The sequence below is a fragment of the Enterobacter cloacae complex sp. genome (assembly GCF_900322725.1).
Taxonomy (GTDB): Bacteria; Pseudomonadota; Gammaproteobacteria; order Enterobacterales; family Enterobacteriaceae; genus Enterobacter; species Enterobacter quasihormaechei.
Genome location: NZ_LT991960.1, coordinates 1 through 25,000, shown reverse-complemented (window position 1 = coordinate 25,000; position 25,000 = coordinate 1). Strand labels below are relative to the sequence as shown.

The following is a 25,000-nucleotide window of genomic DNA, read 5'->3' as shown; positions in this document are numbered from 1 at the left end:
CGTTTCTGAGGCGTTAAAATCCGGCGTGAAAGGGCAGGCGTAAGCCTGCTTTTTTCATTTCTGCGTCAGGTTAAATCCCTCCTTAATGCGCGTTTTAATCTGCGCATGGCTCAGGTTGCACACATCCCGCAGCCGGAAATATCTGGCTCCGCAGCGGGCATAAATCTCTGTCACGTCACCGCAGACCATCTCCTGCAGCATGAACGTCTCCCAGACGCCGTTATCACTCGTTGACCAGTTGAGCGGGTACATCAGGCCCAGCGCGTCGTGGAAGGCGTGAACGTCGATTTCAGCGGGCGCTTTCACCGCCGCTTTCTGGCGACTCAGCCAGTATTCACGCTCGGCTTCGGCGGTGACCTGCATTCCCGGACGGGCTGAGGATTCGGTGAGGTGTAAGTGCATGGTTTTCTCCTTCAGGGGTAAGAGGTGGCAGCAACATGCCGCCATCCGGGGTTGTCTACTCGTTTGCCGCCAGTTCACTCATCAGCACATCACGGGCTTCCTGCGCGTGCTCTTCTTCGGCTAATGTCAGCAGATACCCGCGTTTTGCCGCCGCGCCCATCAACACCGGGCGGTCTTTCAGCGGCAGCGCGTCCAGATAATCCAGCGCATCGCCCAGCACGCGCGCCTGATACAGCTCGTAATGCATCCCGCAGCAGCGCCCTGCCTCTTTCTCGATGCGCGCAAGCACCACATCGGCGCGGATAACATCGAACGGGTTAGCGGCGTGGATATTGCGCACAAAGCCATCAGTACGCAGAACGGACGATATGGAATGAACGATGCGAGTATTCATAAATGTTTTCCTTTTTCTGACTTTAAGGTTTTAAAACCCTCACCCGTTGAGTTGCCGGGGCCGCGGTTTTGACGTTTTGCGGGGACCTGCTGCTCTGCTCCGCTGGTTGTTACCTTCACCCGTTTGAGAGCCGTTCGCCGCAAGGGCGTAAACGAGCACCGGCGATGGCAGATGTCCAGGGCGCGGTTTACCGCGTGTCATTTACCCTGGACGGCTGACAGCGACTGTGCTTGTCTCAGCCCCGGCGAATGGACTCAAAGGGGTGAAACGGCACCAGGTAAGGAAAGAGCAGGAACCCGCCGCAACGTCGGAGAAGCGGCAGCGAAACGGCGTTGCCCCTTACAGCCCGGCGGCCGTTTGCCGGGATGCAGGGAGCGCAGGCCACGGCGCGTAAAAGGGCGGCGCATCCTGACAAGGATGCTGCAAGCCTGCCGTTGACGTCAGACATCAGACACTAGCCGGCAGGCCCGAAACCGCCTGGCGGGTTCGGCGGAGCTTACCGCGTCATTTCGCGGTTAGCGGAGTGTGGCTCGACGACTGAACCGCGCCAGCGGGTCGGGAGCCGAAGGTGTCCCCGGGTCTGGCCTGTCAGAAAGAAACAGCAGAAGAGAGAATGGAACAGGGGAAGATATCAGCGGAACAGTCAGAACGAGTACGGGAAAAGGATATTTTCCCTGTGAAAGAGTGGCCGTGGCGGCGCGTCAGCGCAGCCCTGCCACGCGCCGCAGGCGGGTTTTTGGCGGACTGTCAGACAGTGACGGGGGAAGGAGTCCCCCGCCAGTGCATCAGACCACCGGCGGCAGCGCCCCCGGATAGTGCCGCGCGATAATGTCGTTCACCTTCTCTACGAGGTCGGGCCGGGTAAAGGTGACGTGCGCGGAGCCTTTTTTGTATGTGCGTACCGTGAAATACTCACACGCGAACACCTCGCCCACACTCGCCGCGCCGCCCTGGCTGATAAACGCGCTCAGGTTTGCCCCCTCGGAGACGCGATTATCGGGTAGGGTCTTTCCGTCGAGTAACCAGAACGGGCGGGCAAGGTCATCGATGCGGTTCTGTGCATACGTGCGCACAGAAAAATACAGCCCGCGATGATTATCCAGGACACCATCAATAATAATTTTCTTTCCCAGCAGGCACGGGTTATGCGTTTTATAGTCCCATGAGAGGTTGCGGAACACGTCGATCACACCCTGCTCAAACGTGGCCACCTTGCTGGCGTTAAGCGCCCGGAACGTGGCGATCACGTTGTCGAGGGTGATTTCGGGGCAGTCGTCGCTGTAGAGCTGCGTATCCCACGCCTTGCGCTGCGCCTCGCTCATCAGCGTAAACATGCCCGTGTCATTCATCAGGCGCGTCCAGATGTCGCGATCGGCATAACGGCAGATACTGCGTTTTAAGGCGGCTTCCCGCGTGGTGCTGCGGTCGGCTGACAGGCTGCGTTCGATGATGTCGGTCATGCCGGAGATCCACCCGCGCCCGGATGCTTCAAAAATGAGTTTCTGCGCCTCGCGCAGCAGCCTTATGGCTTCCAGAAAAGCCGCCACGCCACTGTTACGCTGCGCCACAATGCGCTCGACGGGCAAAGACGGGATGACCTCTCCCGCGCCGCCGTGGGGGGTAATGTCGACGCTGACCGCCTGTGTGGTGGTGTGATTCATGATGTCCTCCTGCTGCTGTTGCCGCCCCTTTCGGAGCGGCTCACCTGGTTAGTTAAAGGCGCGTGTCAGTTCGAGGGTGCGGAGCACCTGACCAAAATCGGCGTTTTTCATCGCGGGGATGTGAACGCCGCGCCCCTTGCGTATGCTTTTTGCGATATGCCGTCCGAATGCCCTGAGCGTGGGGTCAATTTCCGGCGCGGGAATATCGACGCGGGGGATGCGGGAATGACGGCGGGGCTTTACAGCCTCTGTGGAAGGTGAAACAATAGTTGTGGTCATAATCTACACGCCTTAGTTAGTGTCGATTAGCCGCAAAACTCCTGGTCGAGATTTCTGCGGCGTGGATAAAGCCGGGTTTACCCGGCTTTTTTCATTTCTGCGCGTTACGTTCTGCTTCTTCTGCCTCCTTTTGCACGTTGTCGGTAATGTCTTCGGGATCGCCCAGAAACCAGCCCTGAACAGGTTTGTAACGCTCAATAAACGCCTTAATCGCGCCCTTTCCGGTCATGGCATTCACGCGGGTAAACATCGGGATAACGCCTTTTGCGTCGCGTCCGGTAAATGTGATCTGATAAACACGCATCGCCTGTGTCTGCATTTTTTCCTCCTGATTTTTAAAGAACATCACCCGTTGAGTTTCATTCGTCGCGGTGTTGACGTTTCGTGGGGTGGCTGCCGGTTGTTTCCAGGTTGTGAACCTCACCCGTTTGAGAACCTTCGCCGCAACGGGAAAGAACAGACACGGGCCGGTGCAGATGTCCGGTACGGAGGCGACATTATTTGTCGGGTTTTCGGCAAAAAATGTCGCCGGAGAGCATCAGCGGTACTGGACAGCCAGGCGGTTTGTGGCGGGATATTCCCGGGCGAAGGGTCTTAAACGGTGAAAGGGCGCACGGAACACCAGGGCAGGCACCCCGGCAACGACGGGGCGCGACGAGCGAAACGGCGTTGCCCCTTACAGCCCGGCGGCCGTTTTCCGGGGTGCGAAAAGCGCAGGCCACGGCGCGTAAAAGGGCGGCGCATCCTGACAGGGATGCTGCAAGCCTGCCGTTGACGTCAGACATCAGACACTAGCCGGCAGGCCCGAAACCGCCTGGCGGGTTCGGCGGAGCTTACCGCATCCTTTCGCGGTTAGCGGAGTGTGGCCCGACGACCGGACGCGCAGCGGTCGGGAGCCGAAGGTGTCCGCGGGTCTGGCCTGTCAGAAAGACATATCAGAAGAGAGAAAGCAGCAGCAGGAGATACTCACCCTGTCAGAAAACCGTATCAGGGAGACAAAGGATTTAAGGTCAATAATACAGTGACAGGATAAAAAGGAGCGCGTCAGCGCCCCTCTTTTTATCCATCGTTGTGCTTTTTTCTTTCAGACGTTGCAGGCTCCACACCGATGCGCGCCTGAACCGGACCTCACCCGATTCAGGTCTGAGATTTTCCCCGGAAATAGTCTGGTCGCCCCTCAAGCTCCCTCTCAATCAGTTCCTCAGCAAACAGGGGCGCCATCCTGTTGACCCGACGCTCAAGATTCCTTCGACGCGCAGCGGCTTTGCGCTCATCGCTCCAGCGCTTAATCTGCCGCTCATCGGGAAAATCCACGCACACCGCATACCCGGCGCCCGCCACCCAGCGCGACATAATGGATTCAGGCGCAGGCTGTCCGGCCTCCACCACTTCGGATGCCAGTTCATGCGGACCGGGACACGGTGATGGTAATTTCCAGCGCAGAGAGTAACGCCATTTCATCCCCGCCTCCGGTCCGTCAGCTTGTTCGGCACCTGCCAGCGCTCTGCCTGACGCACAGCCTCCGGGGTGTCACGCACAATGAAGCCGATTTCATGAATGACCCCGTACACCGGCTCACCAGCGTCACGCAGCCAGTCCAGGGAGGCCAGCGAGGCAAACCGCGACCGCCAGTGCCAGAAAGCCGGCTCCAGCTCACGCGCGTCAAACTCTTCGGCCCACCGGCGGTACCAGCTGCTGACCGTCTCCGGCGACTGGAAGTTCAGCTCCGTGACGGCCTGCCCCAGCAGGTTCTGCCGCAACCGCCAGTGATGCGCCAGCGTCCGTTCCTCCCGGCGCATCCTGCGGGTGAACGCGATGTTTCTGCGCTGCAACCGGCGTTCAGTCCGGGTGTGCAGCACCTCCGGGAACAGTTCAGCCTGCACATCCACCGGCAGCGGCAGCGGACAGCACTCCCCGTGGCTGGCAATCAGTGCGTCGAGCGCCTCCTCCACCTGTTTGAGGCTGCTCAGGCGATGCTTCGGGTCCCAGTTGAGGCCGGGAATGCGCTGTGCCACGGTCGTGTTCATGCGGCTGTTCCCGGTCAGCAGACGCAGGAAGGTGCGCACGTGTGGCATGGCGGGCAGACGCGCACCGAGACGGCGGGATTCCTCCACCGACAGGACCGCCTGCAGCGCTGCCTGTCGGGCTGGCTTCAGGGTCACCAGAGACGTTGTTGATGCGTTCACTGTGCGCCCTCCATGACCAGCATGCTGATGATGCTGGCCTGACTGTAGCCATCGGCATCGAGCCGGGCAACCAGACTCAGCGTGTGGCTGATGGCTTCCGGCGACCAGTCCGACAGCGTGCTGATAACCGAGAACGGACGACCGCTGGCCGGGACAAACACCACCATCCAGGCCGGAGAGATATCGCCGGGACTGCACACGGCGAGATGATAGTTACCGTGTGAAGGCGTGAAGCGGATCTGTACCGGGAAAAAGCCCCCGAACTCGCTGCGGTACTCCCCGTTCATGTCCCAGTTATCAGGGCAGTTCAGGTCACGCATCACGGCATGGGTCAGTTCGCGGCGCAAATCCTCCCCTCCTTCGCGCCAGTCTTCGTATTCCTGTGGGATCATGGTTTTCAGGACTTCGGGGGTAATAATATTGCGCATCATCGTCTCCTTATCGCCGCCCCGCAGGGCGGCGTCTCCGTTATCAGGCAGCGTGTGAGGTGGGTTCGTCAGTGTCAGGCGTGGAGGCTGCTTCTTCCGGCGTTGCAGCATCCGGGGACTGCATCCATCCCGGCACCCATCGGGTCCCGGAGAGCCACTGTTCGGCGTGACTGGCGGCATCGCCTTTCTTCATTTTTTCAGCATCCGAGGCGGCCCCGGTCAGTCCGGCGTCGTTCAGCGCCGCCACAATCTGATTTTTGCTGAGTAACCCGAGGAAGTTATCCGCCGTTGGCTGCCACCAGTCGCGCAGGTGGAACCCGAGTGCCGCCTCGACACCGTCAAGGTCACTGCGGCGGGTATGCCCGTGTTCGCGGGTCTGGACGCCGTCCACCGAACAGGCGGTACAGAAAGCCATCAGCGACATGAGGGTCTGTCCGTCGAGGGCAAAAAAGGTGGTGAAATCGTTCTTCCATCCCTCCGGCAGCAGCGCCTCCAGACGGGCTTTCTCCTGCATCAGAGACTGCCATGCCTGACCGTTTTCTCCGGTCGGGGCTTCGCTGGTGAGGCTGCTGTGGTGAACCCCGAGATTCATCACGAACGGGTGCCGGGTGGTGATACAGTAGTGGAACACGCAACTGCACAGCCGCCAGACCATCAGGGCCACGGCTTTCTGTGGTTGTCTGACCAGTTCCGCCTGCACCGCCAGCGTTCTCTCGGACGACATTTTTTTCAGGAGCGGAAGGCTGATACCCTCTGCCGCATCCGGGGTACTGCGGCTCACCACATGCAGGGAGGCCTGAGTACCCGTGCTTTCCTGCCCGTCAGCGACCGCCGCCTGCACCTTCTTCTGCACCCCGCGCTGGATACGAAGCTCGCCGTCACTCAGGCTGGCCACCACGCCACTGGCCGCTTTCTGCTCCGGTGTCCATGCCCGGATCGATGCTGCATCTTCAATCTCGTCAATCAGCACCTGAATCGCGGCTTCGTCCTCATACGTCGCCGTGGCTTCCTGCGTGGCGTACAGTTCATCGAGACGATGCTGCTCGTCAGCGCTGAGTTCGCCCTCCGGCTCCGGCAGGACCAGATAATGTTCCCGGTCGTCACCGTAGTTCCGCACCGCCCCTTCCCGTGCCAGTGACCATGACCAGCCCTCCTGCATTTCAACAGCCAGCGCGGCGGACTCCAGCTTCTCCTGCACCAGACGCCCGACCAGCACCCCGTCTGCCGTTCCGTCGCCCTCCTGAGCGCTGAACAGGTCCTCACGCACTTTGCCCCCGGCAGCCTCATACGCTTCGCGACCGACAAACATAAAGCGGGCGTCGCGAACCGATATTTCGGTGTCCGTGATGGCGCGTTTCAGCAGATGGGCCGGAGCGTTGCTGTATGAAGCCTTCACCTGCTCATATACCTGTATCTGACGCGCCGGGTCACTTTCCAGACTGAGCGCCTGACACTGCTCCACATCGAGCGTGTTCTCTGCCAGCAGGGCGATAAGCTCCGGGGCAAGGCTGGCGAGCTTCAGCATGCGCTGGACGTGGCGCGAACTGTAGCCCAGCTGGTCCCCGATTTGCGCCGGGGTCTTGCCCTGCTCAGACAACGTGCGGAATCCGCTAATCTGCTCTGCCGGGTGCATCGCCACCCGGTTGTTGTTCTCGACCATCGAGGCCACCACCGCCAGTTCGTCGCTGACGCGCTTGACGATGACCCGATGCCCGGCATCGATGCGCTGCTCGCGCTGTAAAAGTTGCAGGGCCGCCAGACGACGACCGCCCGCCGCCACGCCCGAGAGACCGTCCGGCAGGGTATGAACCACCAGATTCTGAATGAGGCCGACCGCGAGAATGGAGTCAGCCATTTCCCGCACACTCTCCGGCGGATACGGGATAGTACGGACGTTCAGCGGGGATTTGACCAGTGCTGACAGCGGCACCATCTCAATCTGTGCGGCCTCAAGCGCGGCTTTCAGGGCGGCGGATTCGGCAGGTTTCACCGTTTTTTTACTGGTTTTCGCGGGGGTTTTTGCTTTAGACTCGGTCACTGACATGATTGGATACCTCCAGTATTAATGATTGTCTGCCGGACAGCCGACCTGTCCGGCACCTTTTACCGCTTACTGCGTTTTGCGTACTCCGTAGTCCCGGATATAACGGTTCATCAGGGCCTCACCGCCCGGTTCAAAATTCCAGACACGCCAGACCAGGCTGCCGTCATCCTGATGACGGACGACAAGGCGAAAATGGGTCCCCTGGTCATCTTCAATCGCCACATTCTGATACTGCGCCGCGACCGCTTGCGCCTGACTACGGGTGAAGGTGCCATCCGGCAGGGATTCAAGGGGGGACAAAACGTTGTGGTCCATGTGTTTCTCCTTTTCTGCCCCGCCTGAGCGGGGCGTGCTCATCATGGTTTAAAAGGGTGCATCGTCATCGGTCAGCGGGTAATCGTCCGGGAACGGCTGGGGAGGCAACTGAGACGGGGCAGCGCTCTGACGGCCTTTTTTACCGCCCTTCGCTTTCGGGGATTTAGCCGGAGCCTGAGCAGGTTGAGCCGGGGCGGCAGGACTCTGCGGCTGCGCGGGCTGCTGCGGTGCGGCGCTCTCAGTCGGACCGCCCTCACGACGACCGCCGAGCATCTGCATGGTGCCGTTCTGCCCGACCAGCACCTCGGTGACATAGCGCGTGGCTCCGGTATCGTCCTGCCAGCTACGGGTGCGCATCTGGCCCTCGATGTAGACCTGCGCGCCTTTACGCAGGTATTCGCCCGCCACTTCCGCGAGCTTGCCGAACATGACAACACGGTGCCATTCGGTGTTTTCGCGCAGTTCCCCGCTCTGCTTATCACGCCATGTTTCGGACGTGGCCAGCGTCAGGTTTGCCACTGCGCCGCCGTTGGGCATATAACGCACTTCGGGGTCCTGCCCCAGATGCCCGACCAGAATGACTTTATTAACGCCACGTGCTGCCATGATGAATCTCCTTACTCTGTTGTTTTGCCTTTAAAAACCATCACCCGTTGAGTTGCCGGGGCCGCGGTTTTGACGTTTTGCGGGGACCTGCTGAACGCGCCCGCTGGTTGTTACCTTCACCCGTTTGAGAGCCGTTCGCCGCAAGGGCGTAAACGAGTACGGCCCGGTGAAGCCGTCCATGCCGGACGTGAAAAGTTTTTGCGGGTTCAGGCAAAAAGTTTTTATGGCCGTGCGCCAGCAGTGCATGGACGGCAAGACGGGTTGTGCTTGTCTCAGCCCCGGCGAAAGGACTCAAAGGGGTGAAAAAACCAGGCAAGGAATGAGCAGGAACCCGCCGCAACGACGAAACGCGCGGGCGCGAAACGGCGTTGCGCCTTACAGCCCGGCGGCCGTTTGCCGGGGTGCGAAAAGCGCAGGTGACGGCGCGTAAAAGGGCGGCGCATCCTGACAGGGATGCTGCAAGCCTGCCGTTGACGTCAGACATCAGACACTAGCGATAGCCCGAAACCGCCTGGCGGGTTCGGCGGAGCTTACCGCATCCTTTCGCGGTTAGCGGAGTGTGGCTCGACGACTGAACCGCGCCAGCGGGTCGGGAGCCGAAGGTGTCCGGGGGCAGATTATGTGAAAAGCAAATGAGGAAGAGGAAGAGGAAGAGCATCAACATCAACAACAGCAGCAAGAGGCAAAGCCAGAAGCTGAAGCAGATTCAGATTCAGATTCAGATTCAGATTCAGATTCAGAGGCAGAGGCAGAGACAGAGACAGAGACAGAGACAGAGACAGAGACAGAGACAGAGACAGAAAGAATACCGGTCAGGACAGAGACTCTCTCTTCTCTTTTCTGAACTGAACCCCGGCATACCATGCTGAGGCGAGACAGGCGAATGTACTGATGAGTACCCGGTTTTCTTCATTGGGTTCTGCACCATTAAGCATAAAAGCGACGATGACGGCGGCAGCCATCGCCCATGCAATACCGGACCACAGACGCAGTCTGTCGGCAATTATATTGACAATAATGAAGGCGACAGAGAGGCCGAAAGCCCATAACATCATGACGGGATGGAATGGCATAAATACAAGATTAAACGCGCTGAACAAACACGTGATAGCAAATAGTACAGACATACGCATCGCAGTCCCTCCCTGGGAAAAAATTAAGGCTTACTCTCACCGCCACCGTCTTCCGGCTTCTGGTATTCGGGCGCATTTGCGCGCGGCAGCTGCTGACTGTTCAGCCGATGCACCCGGAGCCGTTCACGGAAATATTCGCGCAGATGTTCGGGCTGTTCCCGCTCAACGAGTTCGTGAACAACAGGCTTGTTCATGCGTTCCTGCCAGGCAACAGCGGCGGCTGCTTTATCGACGGAGACTTTGTCCTGCTCGTCTTTTGAGAATGAGGCGATATTCCATTTTGACAAATCTGCACCTGCAACGTTTTCCAGAAAGATACTGTGGATAATACGCCCATTATCAGGCTTCAGCGACTGAGAACGGAGAAGAGAGCGAGCGGCGCCGAAGGCGCGGCGATGTTTCTCTCCGGCAGGCGCAGCCTGCCAGGGTTTTGCGCGCGGGCTGACAGGCGCCCTCCGGCCCGGACGCCTGCCATCATGCTTACTGGCCTTTTCCACCCTGTAAGATAAAGTGCCCGCCGATGTAGACGGCACACTGACAGGTCATGTAATAGCAGATTTCATCCATCACCTGGGCGGTGGTCAGTTCCCGCTGACCGGCATCCCGGCGGCGTGCGTTAATCAGGGCTTTGTACTGGCGCAGGATATCGCGGCTTTGTGGTGCAAGTTTCATGTGTTTTCTCCTTAACCGGCGGCTTCCCCGCCGGACATTATTCAGTTTCTGAAGACATAACCGTCATGGAGCACATACCCGCTGCTGAATAAATCCCGCGCGTATGCCTCATAATCGAAATAGACGCGCAATGATTCGGGCACCTCGTTTAACAGGCCGTTGTCCTCCACAAAGCCATAAGCAAAATCTTCCTCGCTTTCCGCTTCGCCGTAATAAGCGTCATCAAAGGCGTCATAGTCACACTCGCCGGTATACTCCGCCCAGGCCACAAACGCGGCGGCGCGCCCGTCATCCTGTGCCTGCCGGAAAGCCTCAATAAACGCCCACTTAACAGAGGATTCAGAGGCAAACTGTGACGGGATGCCCTCGATGTCCTGAAACATCAGTTCGGGGTCATCTTCCCCGGCGTGCAGCGTCCGGCAGGCATCATAGAACGCGTCCTCGTCGTCGAAATCGGTTAAATCAAACCATTTGCCAAAAATGCTGCCGCAGTTGTACTGGTGATACGTACCCACGTAGACCGCCGGAGTGGTGATGGATGAATTCATTTTTCGTCTCCCTGCGGGGCGGCATGGCCGCCCCGGTCGTTAATCAGTCCAGCGCGGCGTATATGGCGTTGCATTCCGGGTGAAGGGTGATGTGATTCCAGAGCTGGGCATCACGCAGCATGTAAAGGTGAGTCAGGGCCGGGTTGCCGCTGTCATGATTTGCCGCCAGACGACGGTTAACGGCCAGGGATGTCAGAATAATGCCCGCCGCGTCGGCGCTCACAATGCGATCAAACCAGTTTTCCGTGCTGACCAGATGAACGCGGCCACTATCGGGCATCATGTAACCACCGCCTTCCGGTAAGCGGATGTAATGCCAGAACTCGCAGCGGTATTCAGGCATCCATTGTTTCGCCAGTGCATACACCTGCAATTCTGCGAGCATAAAATCCGTGCCGAACAGGTAGGGCATAAAAGACAGGCGGTCACACTCTTCAACATTCAGGACGGGGCGTGTTGTCACATACTGCATGGTAAAACCTCCGTAATCACATGGACTGCGACACCGGGCGGTGCCGTGCCGACACGACAGCCCGGCGAAAAGCGGAAGATGCAGGGGCGACACCGGAGGCCGCAGCGCAGATAAAGCGCGAAGCCGGTCTGGACGGTTTTGGAGCGAAATCTGAGCGAGAAAACGACGGGAAGAACGGCGAGACTCATTACAAACACTGCGACCGGGCGAGGATGGCGGCGTCAGCGCACCCTTGCATCTGCAGCGGCCGGGCTATAGTGAAGGCACGGCACAGCCCGCACACGACACGGCGATAACAGAGGCGGGTTTTCACCCAAAAGGCCCGGAACCCGGGCCGGGTGAATGCGGAGCCGGCACGGTGACATCCTTATCGCATACGGTCATCCCGCGCCGGTCAGTGGGGGGAAGTGATTTTTCTTCCCCCGCCATCATCATTAAGTCTGTGCGGGCGTCGCCCGGGCTTCACTCACCACCTCGCGCAGTACACGGCGATCAAGCCAGCGGCGGGCCGGGTCGCCGGGGAAACGCAGCATATCGGTGATAACGCCTGCGGCTTCGATTTCCTCCCGTCGTTCATTGACCACGGTGAGCAGGATGGGGCAGAACCTTGCTCCGCGCACCAGAACAGCATCAAGGACGGCATCCAGTACGTCCGTGTCGTTTTCATCCAGCCAGTTTTCATGCTCGTACTCGTCAGCCAGTACGCGCCAGTCACCAAACCGCCTGTCCATGAGTCGCGGCGTGACGGACGGTTTCAGCGCAGCGGCAAGGCGGTGCGCATCCAGCCTGACGATTTCCGTTATCTGCGTGAGGGAGGCTTTCAGGAAAGCCAGCAGATCGTCACATTCTGCCGCCGTCAGCCACTCCTGCGCGTAAGGCAGGCGGATAACCTGACAGTCAGCCAGCCGCTCCGGATGCGGATATGCCTGTACCGGAAAGAGATGCAGACGCGCCGGGGTTCCCGTCAGCCGCCGGGCGCTGGCGAGCAACAACGCAGCCCGGCCATACGTCAGCGGCTGGCAAAGCTGTTCTGTCAGCGTGAGGATTTCCGCACCGCTGAGAGAGCCGCAGGCGACGAGCCAGCCGGGTACGGTTTCGGGTGCGACGGGCGCCATATCAATGACGTCGGGCCAGCCAGCCTGGCGCAGCATCCGGTCGCCGAGGCGGAGTATCAGCGCGTTGAAGGTGTCGTTTCTCATGGTTGTTTTCCTTCGGTGAATGCCCCGCCGTTCAGCGGGGCGGACGGGTCAGGCGGCCAGTTCACGTTTCAGCCAGGCGATTTCTGCCTGAGCGTCAGCGACACTCGGGTAGTGATCGACCGTCAGCGACGGCGAATGCTCGTCTTCTCCGTTAATCGCCTGTGCGGCAATGTCCGTGATGCGATACAGCGTATCGACGGGGACGCTCACGCGGGGAATGCCCGGGCGAATCCCGGCGTACAGCGCCTGCACGGTGCGGAATGACACGCCTTCTTCGGTGTGCTCCCCCGTTCCCGTGCGGCCGATAAGCTCAAGCAGGGTGTGAGCCTCGGCCTCCGTCATGTTCTCAGCCTGGGCCATCACGTCTTCTTTCGTCCAGACCAGCAGGGCGTAGCGTTCTTCGTTCCCAAACATACGTTTGAGTTTTTTGTTCAGTTCTTTACGGGTGCCGTACAGCATGGTGTTTTCTCCGTGATTCAGTGGGGCGGCATCGCCGCCCGGGTGTCAGTCCTGAAAACTTTCATCCAGCATCAGGGCGATATTGAATGCCTCATCCATCAGGGCGTTGATACGCCGCAGGCTGATACCCGCGAGTCGTTCCGGCAGCCCGTCATGCCGGTAGTGGTACGTTTCTTCCAGCACTTTGAGGGTGGTTTTCAGGTCGCACATGTTGTTGGCCAGTCCGGCCATATCGCGCCGCAGGGCTTCGTGTCCGTCGTAGTTCATCACGCCGCCTCCGGGAGCCATTCATCGTTCGCCGCCGGGGTGTTGACGGCCCGGCGCATGGCGGCCAGCCGTTCGGTTCCGGCCCGGTGGTACTGCGCCAGCATTTCAATGCCGATATAGCGGCGTCCGGCGCGGTATGCGGCAACGCAGGTCGAGGCACTCCCGGCAAACGGGTCGAGGATAATCGCGCCCGGGGCGCTGAATGACTCAATCAGCGGCTGTAGCGCCTCCACCGGTTTCTGGTTCGGGTGCAGGGGGTTGCCGGTATACGGGAAAGGCATCACATCCGGCAGCGGTCTGAGGGGCGGCACCGGGCGGCCTTTGGCAAGGACATAAGCCCCTTCATGGCGGTAGTCCACGAATCCTCGTCGGTCTTTCGCGTTGCGACGGTTGGAAGCGTAGGTTTTGGTGAATACAATCTGGCCCACGGCATAGAATCCCGCCGCCTTCCACGCGGCCATAAAGCGGTCCACCCGGTTCCAGCCGTAGAAACTGACCATCAGGGCGTCTTTTTTAAGGACGCGGTACATCTCCAGCGTGGCCGGTTGCAGCCATTCGTCCGTCACATCCCCGGCAATCTGTCTGCCCTGACGGTCCTTAAAGCCGACGAGATAAGGCGGATCGGTCACGATAAGGTCCACGGCGCGGTCGGGGAATCCGCGCATCACATCAATACAGTTCCCGAGAATGAATCTGGACATGGCAGCACTCCTGTAGTCAGAGGGGACAGGAGGTATCACCGCGATACCGTTCCCTGCCGCACGCTGCCTGTTCATCGCGTCCGGTCACGGGTCAGGCCGACTGTGGAATATCGCAGCCGTCAGTCTGTTAGACGGCGAGAATATGCCGCAAAAGCGGCTTGAAGGGCGTTCCCTGACAGGGCGAGGGACTGGCGTACACACTCAACGGCGCCGGGACTGAGCAAAAAAACCGCCCGTCCCGTACCAGGCCGGACGCGAGACACTGGCAGCGGGAGGCAGGCCTTCAGCAACACCAGGGGAAAGAGGAGCATCGACATACCTGTCCACAAACGCGGGGTTTAAGATTGTGGATAACCTGAAGGCAGACAGCGGAGAAGCGCGGGAGAACAGGCGCCACCACGTCTGTTCTTTTTTTGTACAATCAGCGGCGGGATATCAACGGCTCCGGGTTTTATCTCCGGCCACGGAGAGCCCGATATACACGCCCGCGCCCCAGATGACCTGGGAGAGCACGAAAACCCACAGCGGGACGTCGAACACCAGGAGCGGGAGCAGGCATACCGTCACAATGCCAATCATGCGACTGCCGTACTGCCTGCGTACCGGTTCGCTGCTGTCGACGGGGACGCCGGCAAAGCGAAGAACGTTTCTGAAGCCGGGTGACATAAAGACCTCCTGGATGAAAATTCATTGGGTATCTGTACATTACAGGATACCGCTACCGGTGTAGCCCCGACATACGTTTTTTCACGTCACTCATTTTTTCGCAACCACAGCAATGTTTTAGCCCGGAACTGCACAAAGAGGCTTGCAAATTCTGAAAACCGGGAAAATAATAACTGTACATCCATACAGTAAAGAGGTGCGCCATGTTACAGATTTCCGTCCGTTTCTCCCCGGAGCAGGTGAAGGCCATGCGCAGCGGTACCTTTGCCGCACTGCAGCAGGAAATTGAGCGCCGCCTCACCCCACGCTACCCTCACCTCTGGCTGAACATCGGGAAAAGTTCGCAGACCGCGCTGGATGTCAGCGGCGCGCGCAGCGACCAGGAAAAGTCAGACATCATGAACACGCTTGAAGCTATCTGGCAGGACGACACATGGCTGCCGGAATGAGTCGCAGGGAGCCCCTGTTTGACCCGGAGGCGGTGTTCACACTCCCGGCCACGCCGTCTTCCCAGCAGATCCCCCTGTTTGCGGATGCCTGTGCGGCGGGTTTTCCGAGTCCTGCCGGGGATTACGTTGAGCAGGAGCTGGACTTAAACAGCCTGTGTATCCGCCATCCGGCAGCCACTTACTTTCTGCGCGCCAGCGGGGAAAGTATGCGAGACCTGGGTCTGTATGACGGCGACATTCTGGTAGTCGACCGTGCAGAGAAGGCCGTGGACGGCGATGTGGTGATTGCGGAAGTGGACGGCGGGTTTACGGTGAAGCGGCTGCGCCTTACCCCCCGCCCTGCCCTGGAGCCGATGAATCCGGCTTATCCGACGCTCTGGCCGGAAGAACTCACGCTGTTCGGGGTGGTGATGCACTTCATTCATCGTACCCGCGCCCGCCTGTAAGGAGTACCGGTATGTTTGCCCTGGCTGACGTCAACAGCTTCTATGCCAGCTGCGAGAAGGTCTTTCGCCCTGATTTGCGCGGAAAACCCGTCATTTGCCTGAGTAACAATGACGGCTGCGTAATCGCGCGCAGCCGCGAAGCCCGCGACATCGGTATCCCGATGGGCGCCCCCTGGTTTAAGGTGAAAGCGCTGGCGGAAAAGCACCACGTGGCGGTCTTCTCCAGCAATTATTCGCTTTATCATTCATTTTCAGAACGCGTCATGCGCTGCCTTGAGGCGCTGGCCCCGCGCGTGGAACAGTACAGTATTGATGAAATGTTCCTCGACGTCGCCGGCATCGACAGCTGCATCGCTTTTGAGGACTTCGGTCGTCAGCTGCGTGAACATGTTCTCCGTCACACCGCCCTGACCATCGGCGTCGGTATGGGGCCAACCAAAACACTGGCGAAATCGGCGCAGTGGGCATCCAAAGAGTGGCCGCAATTTGGTGGCGTGCTCGCGCTCACGCGGGGTAATCCCCGCCGGACAGAGAAACTGCTTTCACTGCAGCCGGTGGAAGAAATATGGGGTGTTGGGCGCCGGATCTCGAAGAAGCTGAACACAATGGGGATCACCACCGCGCTGCAGCTGGCGCGCGCGAATCCGACCTTCATAAGGAAGAATTTCAACGTGGTGCTGGAGAGAACGGTCCGGGAGCTGAACGGAGAAAGCTGTATTTCGCTGGAAGAAGCGCCTCCGCCAAAACAGCAGATAGTCTGCAGCCGGAGTTTTGGTGAACGCATCACGGAATATGACGCAATGCGCCAGGCTGTCTGCCAGTACGCGGAGCGTGCTGCGGAGAAACTGCGCAGTGAGCGGCAGTACTGCAGACACATCGCGGTCTTTGTGAAAACGTCGCCGTTTGCCGTGAAGGAGCCTTACTACGGAAACATGGCCAGCGAGAGTCTGCCGTTCCCGAGCAGAGACTCGCGGGATATCATCGCCGCTGCCGTCAGAGCCCTCGGACACATCTGGGTCCCCGGTCACCGTTATGCCAAAGCCGGCGTGATGCTGAACGATTTCACACCTGCGGGGGGTTCTCAATTGAGTCTGTTTGATGATGTTCAGCCCCGGGCAAACAGCGAAGCGCTGATGAACGTCGTGGACGGGATTAACCATTCAGGGCTTGGAAAAGTGTGGTTTGCAGGACGAGGCATCGCTCCCGAGTGGCAAATGAAACGAGAAATGCTCTCCCCTGCCTACACCACCAGATGGACTGATTTGCCCGTCGCTCATCTGTAATCCACAAAATTTGAGCAATCATCCATCCTCTGTGAGGATGCAAAAGCACATATGCAGTGTGATATGTTGATGCTGACTGTACACAACGGGAGCGAAAAAGGATGGACAGAGGAATGCTGGCAGAGTGGCTACGGGATATTGCCCAACATATAGAAGAGGAAAGCCCACTGATACGTGATGTCAGTGTGGATGATGCCCTTTCAGATGAGGGGCTGGCCAAAAAGATCATCACCATCACGTTCAATGCGCCTGGTCGTGTCATACAGACTGAAGAAGACGTCAGCAGCATCCCCCGGCACTAAAATTGAAGAGGCAGTATTAAGGAGTTAGCCCCGGAAATTTACCGGGGTTGGAACGCGTCTACGACAGAGATCAGTCACGGGATAGCCGGAAAAAAACAGAACGACCAGGCTGGAAGTACATAGTTATTTATCAAAATCATTAAATAATATTTTGATAAAATCATAAAATCATAAAATCATAAAATCAGTTATCACTATTCCGCCGCTCAAGATATTGCTCTAAAGCCTCTCGTATGACAGCACTGGTATTTTTCGGACCAGAGCCGCTGAGTTTGTTCTCTGCTGACACACGAGTAATTGCCTGATCAAGAGACAGCGGAAGAGCAAGACTCCGCTGTACTGTTTTTTCAGTTTTAACTATAGGTGCAGCCCCCCCATATTGCTTATCAGCCAGTTTGTCAGCGAGCGCAGCTACCTGAGCATCGGATGGTTTTTTAGCAGATCGTGGTTTTAAAGCCATTTGGAATACACCTCTTCAATCAGTTGCTCAACCTCCTCTATTGCAGTTCTATTGGTTGCCTCCAAAACAGATTTCCCGAGAGGAACAACATCTCGATAAATTTTTCGTTCACAGTTAATAGCATTAAGAGGAGGTAAGGTTGGGAAATCCTTCAGATATTCGAGAAACTCTGCACGCTCTTTACCACGCAATACGGGATTAGTCGTCGCTCGTGTCTGGTACATATAGAGGTTTAAATCAGGATTTAGATCCTGCCAAGCTTCCAACTGGCCTTCAAGCTCTTCCAAAGTGTCCAGATCGAACTGTGAGCACAAGTGCGGAGCAATTATTATATCAGCCACAGCCCCAGCATTAGCGAGTTCGCGGCTATTGCGACCTGCCACATCTACAATTACGTGATCAAACTTTTCATCGAGCTGGCGCAAAGTCTGGCTGATGTTGCCATATTTCTGGATAAGGGTAATGCGAGGTAGCAGGTCGGCTTCCTCACGAGAAGCATGCCACTTTGCCGCAGATGACTGAAGATCCGCATCCAAAAGGCAAACATCCTTTCCGCGTAATGCTAAAGCAATTGCAATGTTTGTAGCGGTTGTGCTCTTTGAAGCACCGCCTTTATTTGAACCTATTACAGTAATCATAGGGACCTCTAGTGCAAATGGACATTATGAAGCCACTTTATCATAAAAAATTATTTTGATAATATGATTTTTTATCATTTTATCATTTTATCATTTTATCATTTTATCATTTTATCATTTTATCATTTAACAAAAGCATAAATTCAAATCCACTTGTAATCTGGTGCATAACCTGAGTGGGGGGGATGGGTGGAAAGCCAAGTGGTTTTATTTGGGTATGCTCTATGTGTTCCACTTAAAAAGATATCGGGTAATATTATTGTGACCACATAAGTTGTGGCTGGCTGGCAAAGTCAGCACTGAATGCCTCCCTGACCAACCAGTTTATATTGGTATCCGATTTTTCTACTTGCCTATTTTCTTTTGGCCGGAAACATCAGCATCAGGGTGTGAACACCGTTGATATCGATCGTATGGGCGCCTTCCGTGAAAGCCTCAAAAATCCCGACGTCTTTCAGACCGCCCAGTATCGCATCGACGTCAGTTTCTGACAGCTGACGCGCTGTTTTGTATTCCAACATGTAAGTGTTAGGGTTCGATGCGCGCTCAGACTCGACTTTCATTTTAATTTCGGCAATGACTGCAGGAATATTATCGGTGTTGAGCTCCAGTGCTCTAGCCTGAATGCACGCGGCAAACTCCTTGGGGATTACAAACCACACGGGATATCCCCGCGACAGCGGCATACCTTTACTACCCTCATCCAGATTACCATTCCAGCGTATGCCGGTACATTCGCTGAAGGGCTGGTTCAGTTCGTCCCGGTAGTTAATGCGGGCGACGGACACGTCCCATTCGCCCGCATCGTAAAGCACATCCAGCACCTCTACATGGCCTCTGGGGGATAAAACATCTGTGGGTTTTACGTACATACTCTCTCTCCTGTAAGCGTGGATGATACACAAATTAGCTATTAATTATAGTTATATTACATAGCTAGTTTTTTAGCTAGAATTAATCAGCTGAACGTGAAAAAATTGTCCTCAGCTATCCAACTACCATGCTCTGGAGAAGCAGAAGGGGAGCCCGGGAGCAGGTTATCGGGGGAGCCAGTACTGGCTGCGCGACCTAGCAGCTCAGAATGGAGCGAGAACAGTAAATAGGGGTCAGTTTGGATATCGAAAATTATTCAGCCGAGATACGTCTGGTGAGCAGAGTCTCTTAAATGTAAAGCTAAAGCCTTTCAATAATATAAAGGTTCATTCATCAAAAAATTAGAAACAGTGCCGACAGTAATGCCTATACATAAGCCCGTAGAGCGCGTCTGCCAGTCACTCTGGGATATACAATATGGGAAGTACAAAACCGACCGTTTTCGTACATTGCTTACAGTACCTGTCCAAAACTTAGTGAAATTAGTTTCGTACATGCGTTATAATTCGTACACCCATTTCGTACAGAAAATTATGCCATGTCACGAGTTTTTGCTTACTGTCGGGTCTCCACGCTTGAACAGACAACGGAAAATCAGCGCAGGGAAATTGAAGCAGCCGGTTTTACCGTTAAACCACAGCGCCTGATTGAGGAACAAATTAGTGGTTCGGTAGCGGCCAGCGAACGGCCCGGTTTTGCCAGGTTACTTGACCGCATGGAAAATGACGATGTGCTGATAGTGACCAAACTTGATCGTCTGGGTCGTGACGCAATGGACGTGCGAAAGACCGTAGAGCAGCTGGCAGCGTCCGGTATTCGTGTACACTGCCTCGCGCTGGGTGGCGTGGACCTCACCAGCGCGGCCGGAAAGATGACCATGCAGGTCATTTCGGCGGTAGCGGAGTTTGAGAAGGACCTGCTGATTGAGCGCACACATTCCGGCCTGGCAAGGGCCAGAGCAGCCGGGAAACGGTTTGGTCGGCCACCGGCGCTGAATAACGAACAGCGACAGACCGCGCTTGAGCAGCTGAAGGCAGGGGCCAGTATCAGCGCCGTTGCCCGCCAGCTTGGAACCTCACGACAAACCATCATGCGCCTGCGTGACGATGCGGTGAGCTCGGAGTGACTAGAATAACAGGGGAGGGGACCGAACCACCCCGGAACGGTCCCCTAGGACCTCAGCTCCGGTATAATACTGCCAGATGACCACACTTAAACCAACGGAGACGCGGAATGTCAGGCAGAAAAGGAAAGGGCGGGAAGTCACCGGTTCCCCATGACGGGCTGTTTAAAACCTTCCTGACCCATACAGATACCGCCCGGGATTTTCTGGCCCTGCATCTGCCGGCAGAGTTACTGCAGCTGTGTGACCTGACCACCCTGCAGCTGGAGTCAGGCTCCTTTATTGAGGAAAACCTGCGAACCTATTTTGCCGACGTGCTGTACTCCCTGAAGACCACCGAGGGTGAGGGATACATTTATACGCTCATTGAGCATCAGAGCAGTCCGGACAGGCATATGGCGTTCAGACTCATGCGGTACTCAATTGCCGCCATGCAGAAACACCTGGACGCCGGCCATGAGCAGCTGCCGCTGGTTATTCCGCTGCTGTTTTCCCACGGCCGTGGCAGCCCCTGGCCCTGGACGCTGAACTGGACGGAGCTGTTTGCCAGCCCGGAAACAGCACGAAAACTGTATACCGGTGATTTTCCCCTCATTGATGTTGGCGCCATCGATGACGATGAAATCATGAAGCACCGCCGGATGGCCCTGCTGGAACTGATGCTGAAGCACGCACAAACCCGCGACCTGGCTGAGCTGACCGAACATCTGGTCACCCTGCTGATTGCGGGTTACACTACCGATGAGCAGCTGGTCACTTTGATGAACTGGATGCTGCAGACGGGAGACACGGCCAGACCCGAGGCATTCCTGCAGGAACTGGCCCGCCGGTCACCGCAACACGAGGAGATTTTAATGACTATTGCACAACGCCTGGAACAGAAGGCCCGTGAAGAAGGTATCCAGCTTGGCGAACAGCGCGGCATCGAGAAAGGACGCTCTGAAGGCGAGCGCGAAGCGACCCTGAGAATTGCCCGCACGATGCTGCAGAGCGGCATCGACCGCAATACAGTGATGGCCATGACCGGTCTGACTGAAGAAGATCTGCAGCGCATCACCCACTGACACTACCGGGTTGCCTGCTGGCGACCCGTTCTTTACTGGTCAACCAGCGCTGATGGTCACCAGTTTCCAGTGATCGTCGTTGCTGACGGCCTCCCAGCCACAGCTTTTCAGCAGCGCATTAAGCCCCTCGGCGCGGCCGCCAATTCTTGCCGGCACAGGTAGCACCTGCGTCCCGTCATCATTAAAACCAATATCCAGCGCGCTTTTCAGCAGACAAATACTGTTCACCGATGCCGATGGCAGAATCTTATTTCGACCGCTCCACTCACTGTCGCTGAGGACGTGATACCCCCAGTCGTACTGCTTCGCCAGTTCCAGCGCGTAGGTCAGGCGAAAAAGGTCGTTCTGCTCAGACAGTTCGCCGGTGCAGCTACGCCAGAGATAATCCAGCTTATGGCGCAGCCGCGCGCGAACGCCGAGCGTACGGCCCTGGTTGAGTATCCAGTCAACATCGGTGGCCACGTCACGAGAAAAGCGACGCTGTTTTTTCACCTGCGCAAACCAGCGGGTGATAAACAGGTTTTCCTGCGACTCCGACGCCACCAGGCCATCTTCCCTGGCAGTCAGCAGGGCGATAAGTGCGCACCATGCCAGGTGACCCGTTTTTTCCATATTTCTCATATCATCACCAGCGCGGGGGGCTGTCCTCTTTCTATTTAAGTTGGCTGCACCTCGTTCACTACACCATGATATACAAAATTTTGGCGGCTTGCCGCTTACAACCCCATCACGGAAATTTCGGCGGTTCCGGCGTACAACCCCATACACCGCAGCCATGACAGCGATCCTGGCGTTGTTGCTGCCGTTGCCGAACGTTACCGGCAGCAGGCAGACAACCACTGGCAGAGTATCCTGAAGAATATCGAAAGAGTGAAGCAGGACTACCGTAAAAATCAGAACAACGAGAGAGCTGAAGGTGATTAACGTTCATTATCAATGCTAATGTATGCGTACATTAGCATTGATATCATGCAGGAGGGTCTGCCGCCTCAGCGCATGGCCCAGGCGTAATGTTTTTCCGCATAATCGTACAGTCGGTAAGAGTTCTGCTCGTCGCCACCAATATAAATACCATTATCCATTATCCCCTCCGCCAGCCGCTGCGTGTACCGGTGCGCAGCCTCATCCAGCTCTGCCCGGCTTCCCCATGTCCCCTGTTGCTTACGCCAGTTCAGCCTCACGGCTTTCAGCAGGCGGCACATCTGCTGGCAGATGAAGTAGCAGGCCACCACGTTGCGCGCATCGCCCACAAAGACCACGTCGCTGTCCGGCCGCATCATTTCGTTCCACAGGTAGATATCGTAGCAGCCCAGCATCATGGCCACCCGCTTTGCGACAAAACCGCCGTACCAGTAATACGCGGTGCGGGGAATGTTCAGCCGGCGGCTCTCGGCAATATTACCGGTATGGAATGACAGCAGGCCAGACTCCGTCAGTTCCCGGACCAGCCCCTCCAGCACCCTGTGCCAGGCACCGGTTTCACTGCGCTCAGACAGTGCTGAAAAGTACCGGCTGACAATGCCGGCAATCTGCTGTTCCGGCACGGCGTCACTATTCTCCGTCTGAAGGGACAGTTTACGGCACAGCTCCTCGCGCTCCACCAGGGCATTCAGCATGGCATCAGTGGTCACGTTCTGTGCGGTGGCCAGCGATGCGACACGTTCACGCAGGTCATCAGAGAGAAAGACGCCAGCTCCGGCGGCAACCGCTGACGGTATCCTGACGCGACGTGATACGGGTTTGTAGATTTCTCCGGTCTCAGGTCTGATTTTCAGGCCAGCTTTAAGCCAGCGGCTCAGCTCCTGGGGAAGGATATCCGGGTTGTCCTTCAGAAAGCGCGCCCGGTTTCCGCGCGCCGTTCCGTACACGCTGTCAATGTAGTCGGTCAGCAACATAACGATATCCACAGAAGTGTTTATAAACACTATCGTTTATATCACATGCATACCGGACTGGCGAGCAGTGCGCAGCCGGTCCACTGAATGGCGCGAAGCGTCATGGAGGCGCCAGCTGATAGTGAATATGGCTCAGTGAGAGACTGGCGCCGTAGCCCGGCGCAGCCGGTTACATTGTTGATAGGTTCCACCAATCCATCCCTTCGCCCTGCCAGACCAAAACCCGCTAAAAACGATACAGAAGCTTCTGTGCGCGGTCGGAGTGGTCACGACAAGGCGGTAGCCGCAGTCGGGGCGTATCTCCGCGTTAGCGGGCCGTCAGGGTCGCTTACGAGCGTGTATACCAGAACTCAAAGCCACACCACCCACAGCAACCACAGGATCTAGTTACAACATCCGCCATTTTAAAGCGATGCATTACCCCGGCCGATGGCCGGGGTGGGGCGGCGCTTTTCAGTGGCGGTCATGTGGGCACTGTTTCGATTGAAGCGTCAGCGTTCTCCGGTGGTCAGAGGCGAGGTTTCTGCTGTTTTGTGGTGTCTGATGCGATGCGGAGGACAGCACGGGTGCGGCTCTCAGGGGATTTACCCGGATGATGTAACTAAATGATGAAGTGTTGCTGACAGGCCCGCCGCATGGCGGCGGGAGGTACCTAATTTCTGAGCGGCGCGAACGCCTGCGGTCGCTGCGAGCGAAGGCATTAATGTGATTATTCACGGAAGTGACACAGATAAAGGATCTCCCTGCTGCTTGTTATGCAGGGGATTAATAACTGGGTTAAGACTGTTTTGCAGATTTCTGTTTATCTGTTTCCGGAATCTGTATGTTATCTGTTTGCGGATTTATGTGGATAAGTATTCAGGCACATGCGCGCTGTGGCCATGACGGCAGCAAAATCATAAGAAAAAGTGTGAAATCAGGTCGGAGACGGACTGAATTGACAACAGTGACTGAAAAAATCCAGCACGAAAAGCCCCGGAGGGGCCGTTTTTAACGCAAATTGTGATTTGCCTGACTAATGAGGCGGAGAAGGGTTCAGTGACAACTCCAGCTGGTACAGATGCCGGACGGCCAGCTGCTCAAGTTTATCTGCAGAATAACCATAGAGCTCGTCTGCCGGCAGCGTTTTCTTCAGCCAGCATGTCATTTCGTAGACCTGACGGTCCCGGGGCATTCTGGCCAGGCGGTTTGCACGCTTACGTGCGGCACCTTTTGCACGGCGATACTGTAGGGCTTCACGACTGCGCTGCTCATACCAGCGTTTACGCGCCCTCAGAACAGAAATCTCCTCATTCTCGCCTAGCAGCCCCTCTTTAATGAGCGCCTGACGTTCCTCGCATTCACGTAGTTTTTTCAGCTGCTGCTCCTGCAGCTTCATCAAATCAACACCCAGCATTTTCCAGCCAACGGGCGTGATCCAGACGTATTTAGGCAGTCGCTTCCGTGATTCCCTGTCCCACAGAGTTTCTTCTGATACGCCAAGTACACCAAAGCGGACCTGCTCGGCAATTAATGCCGAAATCCGGCGTACCGTGACTTCCGTACCGGAAATCACTTCCCCCCGGGCATCTTTCGGGCTGAGTTCTCTGGCCAGTCTGGACACACTCATTCCTACCGTGTGTTTACCGGCATCGCAGAAGCTGACCAGTACCGGCCAGAGCGCATCGAGAAGACGTTGTTTTTCCGGGCGAAAAGCATATCTGCGCCCCGCGCGCTGCCGTTCCTGGACGTAGAAAGGATGCAGTGACATGTGCATGCGAAGTCTGCACTGACCCGTGGCCGGGTCTTTTTCCACCAGACGGTTATAGGCGTGCCCCAGCTGGCCACCCAGCGCCTTATAGTGAGACGGCCGGAACCAGGACGGGTTTTCGCATTTGGGTTTAGTGGAGTGTTCACCGCGACGGCGACGGGTACGTTTCTTCTCCGGAGAAACCAGAAAAGACCCGACGTGACCATCATCAATGCCCTGCCAGAAACGGATCTGTTCTTCCGTATCCAGCTGACTCCAGTGCTGCGGATTGTGTTGTTCAGTCAC

General features: G+C 56.9%; 33 protein-coding genes and 2 pseudogenes. 7 read left to right on the top strand and 28 right to left on the bottom strand.

The window, feature by feature from the left end; all coding sequences use genetic code 11:
• Positions 1–54: 54 nt before the first annotated feature.
• Both DBR02_RS26285 and DBR02_RS26280 read right to left on the bottom strand, forming a co-directional pair.
• A complete protein-coding gene (locus DBR02_RS26285) occupies positions 55–402 on the bottom strand; it encodes a hypothetical protein (protein ID WP_022644944.1) in 348 nt (115 codons plus the stop codon).
• 55 nt (positions 403–457) lie between these two features.
• Positions 458–796: a hypothetical protein gene (locus DBR02_RS26280; protein ID WP_022644945.1), complete on the bottom strand. Its 339-nt coding sequence runs from the start codon at positions 794–796 to the stop codon at positions 458–460.
• A 290-nt stretch (positions 797–1,086) separates the two neighbouring features.
• On the opposite strand from DBR02_RS26280, the pseudogene DBR02_RS27210 reads away from it, so the two are divergent.
• Positions 1,087–1,195, top strand: a pseudogene (locus DBR02_RS27210) (hypothetical protein); the annotation flags it as partial.
• Between the two features lie 386 nt (positions 1,196–1,581).
• Here DBR02_RS27210 and DBR02_RS26260 read toward each other — a convergent pair.
• The 20 genes and pseudogenes from DBR02_RS26260 to DBR02_RS26145 form a co-directional block, all read right to left on the bottom strand.
• A complete protein-coding gene (locus DBR02_RS26260) occupies positions 1,582–2,457 on the bottom strand; it encodes a DUF4942 domain-containing protein (protein WP_165758762.1) in 876 nt (291 codons plus the stop codon).
• A gap of 48 nt (positions 2,458–2,505) precedes the next feature.
• Positions 2,506–2,736, bottom strand: coding sequence for a hypothetical protein (locus tag DBR02_RS26250; RefSeq protein WP_087744744.1), 231 nt, complete (start codon positions 2,734–2,736; stop codon positions 2,506–2,508).
• Positions 2,737–2,827: 91 nt separating this feature from the next.
• The gene (locus DBR02_RS26245) at positions 2,828–3,055 is read right to left on the bottom strand and encodes a hypothetical protein (protein ID WP_087744756.1); all 228 of its coding nucleotides are present in this window, start codon (positions 3,053–3,055) and stop codon (positions 2,828–2,830) included.
• Positions 3,056–3,873: 818 nt separating this feature from the next.
• The gene (locus DBR02_RS26240; RefSeq protein ID WP_020314937.1) at positions 3,874–4,197 is read right to left on the bottom strand and encodes a hypothetical protein; all 324 of its coding nucleotides are present in this window, start codon (positions 4,195–4,197) and stop codon (positions 3,874–3,876) included.
• The gene (locus tag DBR02_RS26235) at positions 4,194–4,922 is read right to left on the bottom strand and encodes a plasmid SOS inhibition protein A (RefSeq protein ID WP_107535764.1); all 729 of its coding nucleotides are present in this window, start codon (positions 4,920–4,922) and stop codon (positions 4,194–4,196) included. The genes DBR02_RS26240 and DBR02_RS26235 overlap by 4 nt, the downstream gene beginning before the upstream one ends.
• Positions 4,919–5,353 carry a conjugation system SOS inhibitor PsiB gene (gene psiB, locus DBR02_RS26230; protein ID WP_087744750.1) on the bottom strand — a complete coding sequence of 145 codons (435 nt, stop codon included), beginning with the start codon at positions 5,351–5,353 and terminating at the stop codon, positions 4,919–4,921. The genes DBR02_RS26235 and psiB overlap by 4 nt, the downstream gene beginning before the upstream one ends.
• Before the next feature lie 40 nt (positions 5,354–5,393).
• The gene (locus DBR02_RS26225) at positions 5,394–7,394 is read right to left on the bottom strand and encodes a ParB/RepB/Spo0J family partition protein (RefSeq protein WP_107535763.1); all 2,001 of its coding nucleotides are present in this window, start codon (positions 7,392–7,394) and stop codon (positions 5,394–5,396) included.
• A gap of 66 nt (positions 7,395–7,460) precedes the next feature.
• Positions 7,461–7,709, bottom strand: a complete 249-nt coding sequence (locus DBR02_RS26220; RefSeq protein ID WP_107535762.1) for a DUF905 family protein — start codon at positions 7,707–7,709, stop codon at positions 7,461–7,463.
• Between the two features lie 48 nt (positions 7,710–7,757).
• Positions 7,758–8,315: a single-stranded DNA-binding protein gene (ssb, locus tag DBR02_RS26215; protein WP_102024089.1), complete on the bottom strand. Its 558-nt coding sequence runs from the start codon at positions 8,313–8,315 to the stop codon at positions 7,758–7,760.
• A gap of 812 nt (positions 8,316–9,127) precedes the next feature.
• Positions 9,128–9,448 carry a hypothetical protein gene (locus tag DBR02_RS26200; protein WP_040118460.1) on the bottom strand — a complete coding sequence of 107 codons (321 nt, stop codon included), beginning with the start codon at positions 9,446–9,448 and terminating at the stop codon, positions 9,128–9,130.
• A 23-nt stretch (positions 9,449–9,471) separates the two neighbouring features.
• Positions 9,472–9,735 carry a DNA polymerase III subunit theta gene (locus tag DBR02_RS26195; protein ID WP_040118459.1) on the bottom strand — a complete coding sequence of 88 codons (264 nt, stop codon included), beginning with the start codon at positions 9,733–9,735 and terminating at the stop codon, positions 9,472–9,474.
• Between the two features lie 193 nt (positions 9,736–9,928).
• Complete coding sequence (locus DBR02_RS26190) at positions 9,929–10,120, bottom strand: hypothetical protein (RefSeq protein WP_020803881.1); 192 nt, start codon at positions 10,118–10,120, stop codon at positions 9,929–9,931.
• Positions 10,121–10,161: 41 nt separating this feature from the next.
• Complete coding sequence (locus tag DBR02_RS26185) at positions 10,162–10,668, bottom strand: antirestriction protein ArdA (protein WP_065803199.1); 507 nt, start codon at positions 10,666–10,668, stop codon at positions 10,162–10,164.
• A gap of 43 nt (positions 10,669–10,711) precedes the next feature.
• Complete coding sequence (locus tag DBR02_RS26865; RefSeq protein ID WP_065803198.1) at positions 10,712–11,140, bottom strand: antirestriction protein; 429 nt, start codon at positions 11,138–11,140, stop codon at positions 10,712–10,714.
• A gap of 434 nt (positions 11,141–11,574) precedes the next feature.
• A complete protein-coding gene (locus DBR02_RS26165) occupies positions 11,575–12,339 on the bottom strand; it encodes a hypothetical protein (RefSeq protein ID WP_065803197.1) in 765 nt (254 codons plus the stop codon).
• A 48-nt stretch (positions 12,340–12,387) separates the two neighbouring features.
• Complete coding sequence (locus DBR02_RS26160) at positions 12,388–12,798, bottom strand: DUF1380 family protein (protein WP_065803196.1); 411 nt, start codon at positions 12,796–12,798, stop codon at positions 12,388–12,390.
• Between the two features lie 45 nt (positions 12,799–12,843).
• Entirely contained in the window at positions 12,844–13,065 is a 222-nt protein-coding gene (locus tag DBR02_RS26155) for a hypothetical protein (RefSeq protein ID WP_065803195.1), read from the bottom strand.
• A complete protein-coding gene (locus DBR02_RS26150) occupies positions 13,065–13,766 on the bottom strand; it encodes a DNA methyltransferase (protein WP_065803194.1) in 702 nt (233 codons plus the stop codon). Before DBR02_RS26150 ends, DBR02_RS26155 begins: the two co-directional genes overlap by 1 nt.
• Positions 13,767–13,837: 71 nt before the next feature.
• A pseudogene (locus DBR02_RS27205) lies at positions 13,838–14,007 on the bottom strand (hypothetical protein); the annotation flags it as partial.
• A 194-nt stretch (positions 14,008–14,201) separates the two neighbouring features.
• Complete coding sequence (locus tag DBR02_RS26145) at positions 14,202–14,432, bottom strand: hypothetical protein (RefSeq protein WP_022644907.1); 231 nt, start codon at positions 14,430–14,432, stop codon at positions 14,202–14,204.
• A gap of 203 nt (positions 14,433–14,635) precedes the next feature.
• Here DBR02_RS26145 and DBR02_RS26140 point away from each other — a divergent pair, with 203 nt between their 5' ends.
• The 4 genes from DBR02_RS26140 (at position 14,636) to DBR02_RS26125 (ending at position 16,912) form a co-directional block, all read left to right on the top strand.
• The gene (locus tag DBR02_RS26140; protein ID WP_022644908.1) at positions 14,636–14,881 is read left to right on the top strand and encodes a DinI-like family protein; all 246 of its coding nucleotides are present in this window, start codon (positions 14,636–14,638) and stop codon (positions 14,879–14,881) included.
• The gene (umuD, locus tag DBR02_RS26135) at positions 14,878–15,327 is read left to right on the top strand and encodes a translesion error-prone DNA polymerase V autoproteolytic subunit (protein ID WP_044596206.1); all 450 of its coding nucleotides are present in this window, start codon (positions 14,878–14,880) and stop codon (positions 15,325–15,327) included. The genes DBR02_RS26140 and umuD overlap by 4 nt, the downstream gene beginning before the upstream one ends.
• Before the next feature lie 11 nt (positions 15,328–15,338).
• Complete coding sequence (locus DBR02_RS26130; protein WP_053390141.1) at positions 15,339–16,610, top strand: Y-family DNA polymerase; 1,272 nt, start codon at positions 15,339–15,341, stop codon at positions 16,608–16,610.
• A gap of 113 nt (positions 16,611–16,723) precedes the next feature.
• Positions 16,724–16,912 (top strand): hypothetical protein, encoded by a 189-nt coding sequence (locus tag DBR02_RS26125; RefSeq protein ID WP_223834410.1) that lies wholly within the window; start codon positions 16,724–16,726, stop codon positions 16,910–16,912.
• 184 nt (positions 16,913–17,096) lie between these two features.
• Here the strand turns inward: DBR02_RS26125 and DBR02_RS26120 are convergent, their stop codons facing one another.
• The 3 genes from DBR02_RS26120 to DBR02_RS26110 all read right to left on the bottom strand — a co-directional run bounded on the left by DBR02_RS26120 (position 17,097) and on the right by DBR02_RS26110 (position 18,882).
• The gene (locus DBR02_RS26120; RefSeq protein WP_032072061.1) at positions 17,097–17,372 is read right to left on the bottom strand and encodes a hypothetical protein; all 276 of its coding nucleotides are present in this window, start codon (positions 17,370–17,372) and stop codon (positions 17,097–17,099) included.
• Positions 17,363–18,010, bottom strand: a complete 648-nt coding sequence (locus DBR02_RS26115; RefSeq protein ID WP_022644912.1) for an AAA family ATPase — start codon at positions 18,008–18,010, stop codon at positions 17,363–17,365. Before DBR02_RS26115 ends, DBR02_RS26120 begins: the two co-directional genes overlap by 10 nt.
• 353 nt (positions 18,011–18,363) lie before the next feature.
• Positions 18,364–18,882 carry a hypothetical protein gene (locus tag DBR02_RS26110; protein WP_022644913.1) on the bottom strand — a complete coding sequence of 173 codons (519 nt, stop codon included), beginning with the start codon at positions 18,880–18,882 and terminating at the stop codon, positions 18,364–18,366.
• Positions 18,883–19,421: 539 nt separating this feature from the next.
• On the opposite strand from DBR02_RS26110, the gene DBR02_RS26100 reads away from it, so the two are divergent.
• Both DBR02_RS26100 and DBR02_RS26095 read left to right on the top strand, forming a co-directional pair.
• Positions 19,422–20,009, top strand: a complete 588-nt coding sequence (locus DBR02_RS26100; protein ID WP_022644914.1) for a recombinase family protein — start codon at positions 19,422–19,424, stop codon at positions 20,007–20,009.
• A gap of 107 nt (positions 20,010–20,116) precedes the next feature.
• Positions 20,117–21,070 carry an Rpn family recombination-promoting nuclease/putative transposase gene (locus DBR02_RS26095; RefSeq protein ID WP_065803191.1) on the top strand — a complete coding sequence of 318 codons (954 nt, stop codon included), beginning with the start codon at positions 20,117–20,119 and terminating at the stop codon, positions 21,068–21,070.
• A 39-nt stretch (positions 21,071–21,109) separates the two neighbouring features.
• On the opposite strand, the gene DBR02_RS26090 is transcribed toward DBR02_RS26095, so the two are convergent.
• The 3 genes from DBR02_RS26090 to repA form a co-directional block, all read right to left on the bottom strand.
• On the bottom strand, positions 21,110–21,691 hold the full coding sequence (locus DBR02_RS26090) for a DUF2913 family protein (RefSeq protein ID WP_032408940.1): 582 nt from the start codon (positions 21,689–21,691) through the stop codon (positions 21,110–21,112).
• A 368-nt stretch (positions 21,692–22,059) separates the two neighbouring features.
• On the bottom strand, positions 22,060–22,965 hold the full coding sequence (locus DBR02_RS26080; RefSeq protein WP_022644917.1) for a hypothetical protein: 906 nt from the start codon (positions 22,963–22,965) through the stop codon (positions 22,060–22,062).
• Positions 22,966–23,980: 1,015 nt separating this feature from the next.
• Entirely contained in the window at positions 23,981–25,000 is a 1,020-nt protein-coding gene (repA, locus tag DBR02_RS26070; RefSeq protein WP_032408924.1) for a plasmid replication initiator RepA, read from the bottom strand.

Excerpts from the sequence above, each read along its gene's own strand:
- DBR02_RS26115 (WP_022644912.1), bottom strand. The coding sequence starts at position 18,010 with ATGATTACTGTAATAGGTTCAAATAAAGGCGGTGCTTCAAAGAGCACA.
- DBR02_RS26145 (WP_022644907.1), bottom strand. The coding sequence starts at position 14,432 with ATGTCACCCGGCTTCAGAAACGTTCTTCGCTTTGCCGGCGTCCCCGTC.
- umuD (WP_044596206.1), top strand. The coding sequence starts at position 14,878 with ATGAGTCGCAGGGAGCCCCTGTTTGACCCGGAGGCGGTGTTCACACTC.
- DBR02_RS26250 (WP_087744744.1), bottom strand. The coding sequence starts at position 2,736 with ATGACCACAACTATTGTTTCACCTTCCACAGAGGCTGTAAAGCCCCGC.
- DBR02_RS26130 (WP_053390141.1), top strand. The coding sequence starts at position 15,339 with ATGTTTGCCCTGGCTGACGTCAACAGCTTCTATGCCAGCTGCGAGAAG.
- DBR02_RS26225 (WP_107535763.1), bottom strand. The coding sequence starts at position 7,394 with ATGTCAGTGACCGAGTCTAAAGCAAAAACCCCCGCGAAAACCAGTAAA.
- DBR02_RS26155 (WP_065803195.1), bottom strand. The coding sequence starts at position 13,065 with ATGAACTACGACGGACACGAAGCCCTGCGGCGCGATATGGCCGGACTG.
- DBR02_RS26160 (WP_065803196.1), bottom strand. The coding sequence starts at position 12,798 with ATGCTGTACGGCACCCGTAAAGAACTGAACAAAAAACTCAAACGTATG.
- DBR02_RS26260 (WP_165758762.1), bottom strand. The coding sequence starts at position 2,457 with ATGAATCACACCACCACACAGGCGGTCAGCGTCGACATTACCCCCCAC.
- DBR02_RS26280 (WP_022644945.1), bottom strand. The coding sequence starts at position 796 with ATGAATACTCGCATCGTTCATTCCATATCGTCCGTTCTGCGTACTGAT.
- DBR02_RS26190 (WP_020803881.1), bottom strand. The coding sequence starts at position 10,120 with ATGAAACTTGCACCACAAAGCCGCGATATCCTGCGCCAGTACAAAGCC.
- DBR02_RS26285 (WP_022644944.1), bottom strand. The coding sequence starts at position 402 with ATGCACTTACACCTCACCGAATCCTCAGCCCGTCCGGGAATGCAGGTC.
- DBR02_RS26865 (WP_065803198.1), bottom strand. The coding sequence starts at position 11,140 with ATGCAGTATGTGACAACACGCCCCGTCCTGAATGTTGAAGAGTGTGAC.
- psiB (WP_087744750.1), bottom strand. The coding sequence starts at position 5,353 with ATGATGCGCAATATTATTACCCCCGAAGTCCTGAAAACCATGATCCCA.
- DBR02_RS26080 (WP_022644917.1), bottom strand. The coding sequence starts at position 22,965 with ATGTTGCTGACCGACTACATTGACAGCGTGTACGGAACGGCGCGCGGA.
- DBR02_RS26120 (WP_032072061.1), bottom strand. The coding sequence starts at position 17,372 with ATGGCTTTAAAACCACGATCTGCTAAAAAACCATCCGATGCTCAGGTA.
- DBR02_RS26240 (WP_020314937.1), bottom strand. The coding sequence starts at position 4,197 with ATGAAATGGCGTTACTCTCTGCGCTGGAAATTACCATCACCGTGTCCC.
- DBR02_RS26165 (WP_065803197.1), bottom strand. The coding sequence starts at position 12,339 with ATGAGAAACGACACCTTCAACGCGCTGATACTCCGCCTCGGCGACCGG.
- DBR02_RS26185 (WP_065803199.1), bottom strand. The coding sequence starts at position 10,668 with ATGAATTCATCCATCACCACTCCGGCGGTCTACGTGGGTACGTATCAC.
- DBR02_RS26220 (WP_107535762.1), bottom strand. The coding sequence starts at position 7,709 with ATGGACCACAACGTTTTGTCCCCCCTTGAATCCCTGCCGGATGGCACC.
- DBR02_RS26110 (WP_022644913.1), bottom strand. The coding sequence starts at position 18,882 with ATGTACGTAAAACCCACAGATGTTTTATCCCCCAGAGGCCATGTAGAG.
- DBR02_RS26100 (WP_022644914.1), top strand. The coding sequence starts at position 19,422 with ATGTCACGAGTTTTTGCTTACTGTCGGGTCTCCACGCTTGAACAGACA.
- DBR02_RS26125 (WP_223834410.1), top strand. The coding sequence starts at position 16,724 with ATGCTGGCAGAGTGGCTACGGGATATTGCCCAACATATAGAAGAGGAA.
- DBR02_RS26150 (WP_065803194.1), bottom strand. The coding sequence starts at position 13,766 with ATGTCCAGATTCATTCTCGGGAACTGTATTGATGTGATGCGCGGATTC.
- DBR02_RS26090 (WP_032408940.1), bottom strand. The coding sequence starts at position 21,691 with ATGAGAAATATGGAAAAAACGGGTCACCTGGCATGGTGCGCACTTATC.
- DBR02_RS26140 (WP_022644908.1), top strand. The coding sequence starts at position 14,636 with ATGTTACAGATTTCCGTCCGTTTCTCCCCGGAGCAGGTGAAGGCCATG.
- DBR02_RS26245 (WP_087744756.1), bottom strand. The coding sequence starts at position 3,055 with ATGCAGACACAGGCGATGCGTGTTTATCAGATCACATTTACCGGACGC.
- DBR02_RS26095 (WP_065803191.1), top strand. The coding sequence starts at position 20,117 with ATGTCAGGCAGAAAAGGAAAGGGCGGGAAGTCACCGGTTCCCCATGAC.
- DBR02_RS26200 (WP_040118460.1), bottom strand. The coding sequence starts at position 9,448 with ATGCGTATGTCTGTACTATTTGCTATCACGTGTTTGTTCAGCGCGTTT.
- ssb (WP_102024089.1), bottom strand. The coding sequence starts at position 8,315 with ATGGCAGCACGTGGCGTTAATAAAGTCATTCTGGTCGGGCATCTGGGG.